This window comes from Pseudomonas sp. 05N434, assembly GCF_056396965.1.
The window spans coordinates 1-8,045 of the sequence record NZ_JBFTMK010000197.1; the positions used below are offsets into that span (position 1 = coordinate 1).

General features: G+C 58.7%; 10 protein-coding genes. 7 read left to right on the forward strand and 3 right to left on the reverse strand.

Annotated elements, in window-relative coordinates:
• The 5 genes from AC1DLB_RS14335 to AC1DLB_RS14355 all read left to right on the forward strand — a co-directional run.
• On the forward strand, nt 1-457 hold a 457-nt coding region (locus AC1DLB_RS14335; protein WP_477785165.1), incomplete at its 5' end, for a cupin domain-containing protein.
• Nucleotides 458-570: 113 nt separating this feature from the next.
• Complete coding sequence (locus AC1DLB_RS14340) at nt 571-2,097, forward strand: efflux transporter outer membrane subunit (protein WP_477744480.1); 1,527 nt, start codon at nt 571-573, stop codon at nt 2,095-2,097.
• Between the two features lie 71 nt (nt 2,098-2,168).
• The gene (locus tag AC1DLB_RS14345; RefSeq protein ID WP_477744481.1) at nt 2,169-3,665 is read left to right on the forward strand and encodes an MFS transporter; all 1,497 of its coding nucleotides are present in this window, start codon (nt 2,169-2,171) and stop codon (nt 3,663-3,665) included.
• Nucleotides 3,666-3,671: 6 nt separating this feature from the next.
• The gene (locus AC1DLB_RS14350; RefSeq protein ID WP_111455118.1) at nt 3,672-4,703 is read left to right on the forward strand and encodes an HlyD family secretion protein; all 1,032 of its coding nucleotides are present in this window, start codon (nt 3,672-3,674) and stop codon (nt 4,701-4,703) included.
• A gap of 55 nt (nt 4,704-4,758) precedes the next feature.
• The gene (locus AC1DLB_RS14355; protein ID WP_081626570.1) at nt 4,759-5,070 is read left to right on the forward strand and encodes a DUF7693 family protein; all 312 of its coding nucleotides are present in this window, start codon (nt 4,759-4,761) and stop codon (nt 5,068-5,070) included.
• A 5-nt stretch (nt 5,071-5,075) separates the two neighbouring features.
• Here the strand turns inward: AC1DLB_RS14355 and AC1DLB_RS14360 are convergent, their stop codons facing one another.
• On the reverse strand, nt 5,076-5,609 hold the full coding sequence (locus AC1DLB_RS14360; RefSeq protein WP_477744482.1) for a hypothetical protein: 534 nt from the start codon (nt 5,607-5,609) through the stop codon (nt 5,076-5,078).
• Nucleotides 5,610-5,753: 144 nt separating this feature from the next.
• On the opposite strand from AC1DLB_RS14360, the gene AC1DLB_RS14365 reads away from it, so the two are divergent.
• Nucleotides 5,754-6,194 (forward strand): hypothetical protein, encoded by a 441-nt coding sequence (locus AC1DLB_RS14365; RefSeq protein ID WP_086944913.1) that lies wholly within the window; start codon nt 5,754-5,756, stop codon nt 6,192-6,194.
• A 37-nt stretch (nt 6,195-6,231) separates the two neighbouring features.
• Nucleotides 6,232-6,495, forward strand: coding sequence for a hypothetical protein (locus AC1DLB_RS14370; protein WP_156523297.1), 264 nt, complete (start codon nt 6,232-6,234; stop codon nt 6,493-6,495).
• 86 nt (nt 6,496-6,581) lie between these two features.
• On the opposite strand, the gene AC1DLB_RS14375 is transcribed toward AC1DLB_RS14370, so the two are convergent.
• Together AC1DLB_RS14375 and AC1DLB_RS14380 are read right to left on the reverse strand one after the other, a co-directional pair.
• On the reverse strand, nt 6,582-7,211 hold the full coding sequence (locus AC1DLB_RS14375; RefSeq protein ID WP_477744483.1) for a hypothetical protein: 630 nt from the start codon (nt 7,209-7,211) through the stop codon (nt 6,582-6,584).
• A gap of 470 nt (nt 7,212-7,681) precedes the next feature.
• Complete coding sequence (locus AC1DLB_RS14380) at nt 7,682-7,810, reverse strand: hypothetical protein (protein WP_256663592.1); 129 nt, start codon at nt 7,808-7,810, stop codon at nt 7,682-7,684.
• Between the last annotated feature and the right edge of the window lie 235 nt (nt 7,811-8,045).

An 8,045-nucleotide genomic window follows, 5' to 3' on the forward strand; every position in this document is an offset into this window, starting at 1 on the left:
GCGCAGTCCCGCCAGGGTGCTGCGCCATCTACTAATCGACAACGAGGAACACGCCATGTCCATTTTCAGAACCTTCGCCATAGGACTCCTATTGACCACCGGCACCGCCGGCGCACAGGAGGCATTGCCACCGGCGCAGGTAACACCGCTGATGACCAAAGCACTGGCGGACTATCCCGATAAGGAGGCGGTGATGATCACGGTGGAGTTTCCACCGGGTGGAGGCGATCCCGTGCATCGGCACAATGCACACGGATTCATCTATGTGCTGGAGGGTTCGATTGTGATGGGCGTGCGCGGCGGCGAATCCGTCACGCTGACACCGGGCCAGACCTTCTACGAAGGCCCGGACGACGTCCACACGGTCGGGCGCAACGCCAGCCTCACCAAACCCGCCAAGTTTCTGGTCGTCCTGTTGAAGGACAAGAGCAAGCCCATTTTTACTCCGGTGCACTGACAGCACCGCCCGCACACGCGGCCAGCTGCGTGCTCGGTGACGCCCTACTCGGCCGACATCATCCGTTCAACGATATCGGCCTGGGGCGCTCCCTTCCTCGACAGGACGCTGCAATGACTTCTCAACGGCTGCTTTCACAATTACGGCAGTGCGCAATCGCAACCCTAGGGGCAGTTTCGCTGGCCGGCTGCATGGTCGGCCCCGACTTCGTGAAGCCTGAAAACGGTCTTCACCAAACGGTGCTAGCGCCCAGACAGGACTACCCAAGCGCCGCCCTGACTTCCGACGCCGCAGTGCCCTCCCAGTGGTGGTTGTTGTTCAACGACGCCGTGCTCGCCGAGCTGCAATCACGTGCGCAGGCTGACAACCTTGATCTGCTCATAGCCTCCGAACGCATTGAACAAAGCCGGGCGCAACTGGGCATCGCCTCCTCGCAGTTGCTGCCCAGCGTGGCGGCCAATGCCAGCTACACGCGTGAGGGGCTCAGCGAACATGGCAAGTTCGCCGCCCTGGGAGCGCCTACTGCCCCCGATAATTTCTGGCAGCTTGGATTCGATGCCAGTTGGGAGCTCGATCTGTGGGGCCGTGCCCAGCGCACGCGCGAAGGTGCTGCAGCGACCCTGGAAGCCACGGTGTATGACCGCGAAGCGGCACGGGTGGCTTTGTCCGCCGAAGTGGCGCGCACCTATTTGCAGTTGCGCGGAACGCAGGCACAACTGGACATTGCACAGCAAAATCTGAGGATTGCCGAACGCACCCTCGGCCTGGCCGAAAGCCGCGAGCGTAACGGCGTCGCGACGCGCTTCGAAACCTCGTCCGCTCGCGCGCAATTGGCGACGATCAAAGCCTTGGTTCCCGAACTGACCCAGCGCCGCAATGCCCTGATGAATGCCCTGGCGTTGTTAATGGGAGAACAGCCACGCACACTCGATGCGCAACTGCGTCAAGCCATGCCCTTGCCTTCGCTGCCGACCCGCGTACCGGTCGGCGTCCCTTCGGAATTGGCTCACCGGCGACCCGACATCCTGCGCGCCGAAGCCCAGCTGCATGCCGCGACAGCCGCCATCGGTGTGGCCAAGGCTGATTTCTACCCGCGTATCGGCTTGAAAGGAAAAGTCGGCGTGGAAGCTTTTGAAAGCGGCGATCTCGCGAGTTGGGACTCGCGCTTCTTTTCCGTCGGCCCGACGGTTTACCTCCCGATCTTCCAGGGAGGGCGGTTGACGCAACGCCTGGCCCTGAACGAATCACGGCAAAAAACCGCCGCGCTGGCTTATCGGCAAACGGTATTGCGAGCCTGGCATGAAGTGGACAATGCCCTGGATGCCTGGGCGGCCCAACAACGCCGGCACGCTGAATTGCTGGATTCGTACGAACAGAACAAGCAAGCACTGCAGTCTGCCGAACGCGGCTATCAGCAAGGCGCTACGGACTATCTGAGCGTACTGACGGCGCAGCTCAATGTGCTTGCCAGCCAAACCAGTCTCAACGACAGCGCGACCAACGCCACGCTCACCGTGGTCAACCTCTACAAGTCGCTGGGTGGCGGTTGGGACCCGCAGGCTGGCATCGATCATTCGACGGCACCTCCATCGGTTGCCCTCGCGTCTCCGGTCGCTGCACCCTCGAAGGCCGACCAATGAACGGAGTCGCACTGTCGCCAGCGCACGTCCCTGCTACCACAACGCCCGTGGCCAAGCCCTCGATACGCCCAATGGCAGGTCTCGTCGGGATTTTTCTCGCGGCCATGATGGCGGGTTTGAACACCCGCGTCGGCGCATTGGCGTTGGCCGATGTACGCGGTGCACTCGGTTTTGGCCTCGACGACGCCTCCTGGCTGACCACCGCGTACAGCGCCGGGGAATTGATTGCCATGCCCTTTGCGGCGTGGTTTGCCATTACCCTTTCGCTGCGGCGCTTCGAACTGTGGATGCTCGGCAGTTGTGCACTGCTGGCGGTGATCCTGCCCTTCATCCACGATCTGAACCTGCTGCTGACCTTGCGCTTTGTGCAAGGCATTGCCTGCGGCACGACGATTCCGTTGCTGATGATGGCGGCGCTGAAATTCCTGCCAGCGCCCATACGGCTGTATGGGCTGGCGCTGTATGCGATGACCGCGACCTTCGCGCCCAATCTCTCGATCTGGCTGGCCGGGTACTGGACGGATGGGCTGTTCGACTGGCGCTGGGTGTACTGGCAGATCATTCCCCTGACCCTCATCGCCGGATTGTTGGTCGGATGGGGATTGCCACGAGAGCCCATCCAGATCCCACGCTTTGGGCAGGCCAATTGGTCCGGCATGGCCTGCGGTGTGCCCGCGCTCGGCTTGATCACCGTCGCACTGGATCAAGGCGTACGGCTGGACTGGTTTCATTCGCCCTTGATCACCTTATCGCTGGCGGCCGGACTGGCACTGCTGGCCGTCTACCTGCTGACCGAGTGGTATCACCCCTCACCGTTCATCAAATTGCAGATTCTCGGCCGCCGCAACCTGGGGCTGGGCTGCATTCTGTTCGTCTGCCTGTTGGTGGTGCTGATGTCCAGCTCACTCTTGCCGGCCAGCTATCTGGGCCCGTTGCAGAACTACCGACCCCTGCAAATGGCATCGATCGGTTTGATCGTCGCCTTACCGCAACTGGTCCTGGGGCCTGTCGTGGCGCTGCTGCTGTATCAGAAGCGGGTCGATGCGCGCATCGTGTTCGCGTTGGGGCTGTTGTTGATCGCGCTGGCTTGTTTTTGCGGGGCGCAATTGACTTCCGACTGGAACCGCGAGCAGTTCGTCGTGGTGCAAACGCTGCAAGCGTTCGGCCAGCCAATGGCGGTGGTATCGATGCTGTTTCTGGTCACCAGCGTTGTGCAGCCCCCCGAAGGACCTTATGTGTCCGGCACCATCAACACCCTGCGCGCCTTCGGTTCACTGGCCGGTGCGGCAGTGGTCGGACAGCTGATGACCGTGCGCAGTCGTTTCCATGGGGAAATGCTGCTGGACCATGCAGCCCTGACAGATAACGCCCTGGCGCTTGAGCCGTCCCAATTGATGGACCTCATCGGGCAGCAGTCGCAGGTGCTGTCGATCGCCGACGCCTATCGCGTGCTGGGCATTCTGGCGCTGGTGTTGATTCCTCTGGTGCTGCGGCTGACCTACATCCCCGCACCCGACGTGCATGTGGCCTCGCCCTCTTCCTCTCCTTCATCTTCCTCACACGGATAACCCATCATGGCCTTGCCAAAGAAAGCCAGGATCATCAGCGCGGTGCTACTGCTTGCAGTGGCGATCGGCGGTGTTCTCTATCTCAATCGCCCCGAATCCAGCGCATCGACCCAGTCCACGGACGATGCCTACGTCCTCGCCGACTTCACCACGGTTGCACCGCAGGTGTCGGGAACGGTCGACTCAGTGATGGTCGAAGACAACCAGCTGGTCAAGAAAGGCGATCTACTCGCGATCATTGACGACCGTGATTTCGTTGCGACCCTGAACGCGGCGAAGGCCGAGGTCGCCAGTGCCCGGGCCGGCATCGCCAGCCTGCAAGCACACCTGATTCAGCAGGAAACCGCCATCCGCCAGGCCCAAGCGGCCGTTGCCGCAGACGACGCTGCGCTCAAGCTGGCCAGCGTCAATCAGACCCGTTATCGCAACCTGGCCACCGACGGCTCGGGAACCGTGCAAGCGCGGCAACAGGCCGAAGCGCAACTGAGCATTCAACAGGCCCGTGGGGAAACGAGCCAGGCGGGTTTACAGGCCGCTCGGCAGCAAGTGGATATCCTGAAAGCTGATCTGGAGAAAGCCAGGGCGGCTCTTGCCCACGCGCAAGCCGCACAAGCCACCGCAGAGCTGAAACTTTCCTATACCCGCATCACTGCGCCGATCGGCGGCACGATCGGGCAGAAATCGGTACGTATCGGCGCCTTCGTCAATGCAGGGAAACCCTTGCTGGCGATTGTTCCGCTCGATGCCGTCTATGTCACGGCCAACTACAGGGAGACGCAACTGGCGCGCGTACAAAAGGGTCAAGCCGTGGATATCGAGGTGGATGCCTTGCCGGGCGAGACGCTGCAAGGAACGGTGGACAGCCTGGGACCGGCCAGCGGAGTCACCTACTCCGCCGTCGCGCCACACAACGCCACTGGCAACTTCACGAAAATCGTCCAGCGCTTGCCTGTACGCATTCGCATCGATCCCGATCAGCCCGCGGCGGCGAAGCTGCGAGTCGGCATGTCCGTGACGCCGAAAATCCGTATCCGGTGATATGACGCCGGCGTGTCTCGTTACAATGCTCCAAAAGCTACTCCCAAGAATGAGAATGACCTTGCAGAGCCTAACCCCGACACCCGCCCTCACCGCCCGCGAAGTCTGCCAACGCCTGCGAGACGCCGCCCTGGAAGTCCTCCCGTTGCGGCGCCTCCACGAACCGTGTGAACCCGGTCAGGTACAGGTCGATATCGAAGGCTGGCATCTGACCCTCGACTTCGACGGCAACCGCTTGCACCACTGCCAACACTGCCGGAGTCCGGACGGTCGCGAGGGAACACTCCAGGCCTGGCGTTACGGCACTGACCCGGTCAGTTTACTGAGCACCTGGGAGTTGGCGCAGGTTGAGCGACTGTTGAGATAGCGCGATCAGCCCTGCTTCACGTAATGGATCACCTCTTCAAGCGTGTCTATGTCTGGAGCATTGCTCACTAACGCTTGCGGGCGGCACCATGGGTAATCCAGATGCGATAGCCACTCCATGATGCAGTGCAGATCAGTCGCTGGCAGGGTTTTCATGTGCTCGATGGTGATAGTGAGCCTCTGGACAAGTCCCGACTCGGGGCTGAACTGCCATTCATACAGACCGCAACCGACCCGGGCTTCACCGGAGTGCTTGTCGGACATGCCGACCAGCCATTTGCACTGGAAGGTTTTGGCCTGCGGTTCAGGTGGGTGTCCCAGGCAGAAGGTATAGACGTTTTCGAAGGTCTGGCCGAACCGCCTGACCAGCACATCACCGATAGGCCCAAGGCCTTCGACGTGGGGTGGAAACGAGATGGATCCGGTGTGCACGACCATGTCCAGGATCGCGTCCGGCGCAAAGGCCTGGTCTAACAAATGTGGACGGTTGCCGTCCTTGGCTTTGATGTACTGTCGAATCGATAGTTGAGCAGTGTTCATTGTGTGTCCGTCGCATCCATTCTTGGTTGAGAGCCGCCTCATGCGCGGCTCACATGACTCGCCTTTACAAAGCACTATTCCATAAGTCCCCCACAATAGGAAAAAGGCAGCGATGGTTACTTTCTGGCAAAGGGACTCAGCCTCATGATGCGTCGTGTCGGCTTTTTGCTCATCGGGACTCTCGGACTGGCACTGATCCTGCCTTGGGCTGCCTATTGGGTCGGTCTGAGCAGAATTTCGCAGTATCCTTCGCCCCCCTCTCAAGCTATATCCACTGCGCAACGTGAGTGGGTATGGAGCCTGGCCAAAGGCTCAGGCGAGCCGGTAATAGTGCAGTTGAGCCCGTACTCATATCTGTACGACCTTTTCATTTTGAAAGGTAACAACGATAGGAAAATGCAGGTCGCCTGGTGGGTGGCCTCTGAACACTTGATCAAACAGGACTCAACACAGCGAATGCTGTGGTGGCACCTGTCCGGCGCGGCTCTGACTATATGGTTAACCAGAAACTGGACAGATCAGCAGATAACAGCAGCGGCTTTCGTCGCCCTTCAGCAGCGGGGCGAGGTATATGGTGGTCACTAGCCAACAAAGCATTGGGGAAGCGCAACGGGAGGCATAAATGCTCAGGCTGTTCCTGTTATTGACTATTTTGTGGTGTGTATTCATATCGACTGCAATGGCGTTTGCACCGGAACGCGTGCTCGCTTATGTACAACAAAGTCGTATCTGGATGTGGTACATGAAAACCATATTCAGTATTACAAGCGAATCCCTTGGTAGTAAAACGGCTGTTCGATGGGTACGCATTCAAGGAGGAATCGGTTTGATTGCGGCACTGCTTGCGCAATATGTCTGGCTTATTCATCCTGCCTCTAGCTCATAGGCGGCCGTTCAAGGTGGCCATATCCGTTGTCTGACTGCCTCACTACGTGAAGCTGCCTCTGATCAGAAGCGGTATCAAAAGTGCGACTAGCAGCTGGTTATTTGACCCGCATCAATCCTGTTGATGCGCCCATTGTCCGACCGGGTCCACAGCCAGTTATACACGTCGTATCCGCCTTCGCACTTGCCTTGCTTTCTGCCCTGGAAGTCGAAAGTCCGCCATGCGCCATTCTGATGTGAAGGCATCCCGAGCACTCTTTGAATATCTATATCTGTAGAACCTGGCCATAGGTGATTGGCAAATGACACAGGATGCAACTGTGCCGGTAACGCAGGACAGTCACTGCTCGGCCGTGCAGTCTTGAGTTTTTCGGCGACAACACTGGTCACATAGTGGCTGTCCCCGCCCATCTCGGCATTCGAGATGATCCATATCCGCACGCCGACACTTGGCTGGCTGAAGCACAACCAATACACACTTGCACCTGCATCGCCTCGATGTGCGAGGGTGCCAACGGAAGCTTCGCTCATCACCTGCGCTAGCGTTGTTTTCTCGAATTGAATGACGAACGCCCCAAGCGTAGCGCCTTGCGAAGGGGCCTCCTTCAGAGTGGCCGGCCATTCGATCACATCGAATGGGCCCATGGGCGGTGGAACAGCGGCTGTCGCGCTACAGGCGATGCTGAACGATCCGAAAAATAGCGATGACCGATTCATTGCGCGCCTCCGTTTGACTACCAACACCTCAGATCTTAGTCAACGCGATGAATTTCTGCCCTTCGCGACCGGCTGCAAACGGCCCAGAGTGTGTAAAAACGCTTCACCAAAATTGAAGTGCTCGCGTCTACGTTAAATCTGAAATTTATCGGCACGTCAGCCAGATGTGGATTTTGCGTAGAAGCGCGATTTTCAGTCCGGTTCTGAGTACCTGTCGCGCTCAAAAACGTTTTTACACAGCCTCGGCCAAAAGCAGCCCTTCACTTCGCTATTCAACTATCTCCAGAGCGTGAGAAATTACCAGTCCTTCATTTCCTATCAAAGGCATGTCATGACCGACACCTGACTCTCTCGAATCTTCTAGGCGCATGGAATGGGAATGGCGATACAGGGCTAATGCAGCGTTGCATGGAGGCCTGGGACACTCATCTACAGAGTTTGAATGATCTTGTGGTCGCTATTTTTTCGAATCAGAACATCGCGATCTGCTTATCGAGGTACAGCGCCGCCTGAAAGGACAGGAACGAGATGGAGCCGAGTACTTCGACGGCCAGCTTCTTGAAGCTATCGAATGCGTGCAATTCCGGGAGTAGTTTCATCCGGCGGGTTATTGTGCCCGACACTGCATTTCAGGCTTGGGGCACTTTCTATCCTCCGTGGCAGGCAGAAAAAGCCACTCGGAACAGCATTGACTCTCAAGAAACCCCCATGCCTGCCGAAAATAGGTACTGACATAGCTGACCTCCAGCACAATTTTTCGTGATCCACAGTGTTCGCGACTGCTTGCTGCCTCAACGGCTTTATCCGAGGCTGTGCCAGGGGCTGGTACTGTAG